This window comes from Helcococcus kunzii ATCC 51366 (assembly GCF_000245755.1).
Taxonomy (GTDB): Bacteria; Bacillota; Clostridia; order Tissierellales; family Peptoniphilaceae; genus Helcococcus; species Helcococcus kunzii.
The window spans coordinates 1610377-1612464 of record NZ_JH601088.1 but is presented as its reverse complement, the minus strand read 5'-3'; the positions used below and the strand labels follow the sequence as shown (position 1 = coordinate 1612464).

General features: G+C 27.7%; 3 protein-coding genes. All 3 read left to right on the top strand.

Annotated elements, in window-relative coordinates:
* The coding region (locus tag HMPREF9709_RS09685; RefSeq protein ID WP_211204498.1) for an amidase domain-containing protein at positions 1–596 on the top strand (596 nt) is incomplete at its 5' end.
* Between the two features lie 262 nt (positions 597–858).
* Positions 859–1416, top strand: a complete 558-nt coding sequence (locus tag HMPREF9709_RS07300) for a hypothetical protein (RefSeq protein WP_005398961.1) — start codon at positions 859–861, stop codon at positions 1414–1416.
* A gap of 116 nt (positions 1417–1532) precedes the next feature.
* The gene (locus HMPREF9709_RS10430; RefSeq protein ID WP_425357312.1) at positions 1533–1724 is read left to right on the top strand and encodes an ATP-binding protein; all 192 of its coding nucleotides are present in this window, start codon (positions 1533–1535) and stop codon (positions 1722–1724) included.
* Positions 1725–2088: the final 364 nt, after the last annotated feature.

Genomic DNA, 2088 nt, shown 5'->3' with positions numbered 1-2088 from the left:
AGATTGATAACAATGTAAATGCATTTATTGTAGATAATGTATTTGATGAAATAGGTGGATTTGATATACAAATTTGGACAAATGAATCTGATGAGCTTGAAAATATTTCAAATGATATGCCTATGATGATGAAAAGTAGTAAACTTAAAAAAGAAAAATTAACTCCTATTGTATTAGAGGAAAAAGCTAAAGAACTTATAAATAAAATAAACGAGATTTATAAAGAAGAAAACAAGATGGTGGATAAAGAAGGTTTAGAGTTTAAGAAAGCTAATCTTGCAATTCCACTAAGAGCAACTAGAATTAACAAGACTGCTGTAAAAAATTATGCAAGAAATAATTATAATAAAGTTAAACCTGCTAGTGGAGGGGCTGGAGTTCCTTATTTTGATTTTGCTACAATAAAGGATTCATTTGACTGTACAAACTTTGTATCACATGCTCTATTAGCAGGTGGTGCAAGACCAAAATATTCAAGTAATGGATGGTATTATAGAAAGTTATCAGACAGAACTTCTTCATGGTCAGGTGTAATAGCCTTACATGATTATCTAGTAAATAGTTCATCAGGTTTAAGAGGGAAATCTTACGCATAATCTTACGCATATAATACATACAGAGTTGATGCAACATCATATTTTGTAGATGGAGATATTCTTCAATTTAAATACCAAAAAAAATGGACACATTCTACAATAATAACAGGTAGATATACTTTTCTTTATAATGGTTATCCAACATATGGTGCGTTAGTGACTGGAAGAACATCTAGTGGTTCATACAATAATAACGCAAAAGCCACGGATGTATATGGATCAAATCCAAAAAGAATAATTCGTATAACAGGAATATAAAATCATGAAAAAAAATTTTTATATAATATCGATAATTACATTGTTAGTCATTAGTGGATGCAAAGGCTCAGGTATAGCTCTGAAGTCTCCAAGTTATTCTGCTTTTGAATTATGGGGTGAACATCCACCTTGCGTATACGAAAAAAAGGATTACGCGGTTATTACCACTCCAGATTCGTTTTTTATATATGATAAATCACAAAAGAAAATTACAAAAGCGTATGGAATTGATATAGATAAAAGTTTTTTACCAGATTTACATTCTTATATAGTTTTAGATTATAAAAAAGATATATTATTAATAAATGCCTCAAAATATCATGCGCCATTTACTGAATATCATTATATATATGATATAAAAAATGATCAGTTTAAAAAAATAAAGGGAGAGATAGAGGTAGAAAATGAAGTTTCTACACAAAACGATACCGAAAAATATGTAGAATTTGATGTGGGAATTATGTCATCAGATTTAAATACGATTTATTTTATTAGTGACGATAATGAAAAAATTTATCCTTTCAAAGAAAATTTTAGTAAGGAAAGTTTTGAGATAAAATAATATTTAATAATTTCTGTTCTTGAATAGGAAATTTGAATCAATATAAAAAGGGCTGTTGCAAAATAATTTTTGATTATTTTGCAACAGCTTTTCTTTATAACTCAATATTTTATTAGATTATATATATTCGTTTAGAAAAGACAACACGTTTTGCCAAAATCTTTGAAAGATGGGAAGAAGTATTCAAAGATTCAATGCCAACAGGTGCAATAGTAGATAGATTAGCCTATAGGGCCCATATAATGGAGATGTCTAGAGAAAAATCATATAGGATGGAAGAAACAATAAAGTGGTCAAAAAACATTTAAGATATGTTTTAAAACGCCTTTTCCTTGTCAGACAAACACAAAATGAAGGTTTATTACCTGAAGAAATCAGTGATAAATTAGACAGAATAGATTTTGAATGGTAATTTTAAAATAGCGTTGTAAAAAAGTAAAATTTAATAGGACTAGTAGAAATGGTTCATCGATATCTGTTAGGAATATAGCTCCAACAGATCTAGATGAACCATTTTTGTTTAATGTTGTGAATGCTTGGATTATTTTAGTTACATTAATATTTGAATGAGTATTTTAATTTTAAAAACAAGATAAGAAAACGTTGACATAATTAAAAAATTAATTTATAATATATTTATAATAATACAGTTTAGGAGGTGTAAAATGAAGA

Excerpts from the sequence above, each read along its gene's own strand:
- HMPREF9709_RS07300 (WP_005398961.1), top strand. The coding sequence starts at position 859 with ATGAAAAAAAATTTTTATATAATATCGATAATTACATTGTTAGTCATT.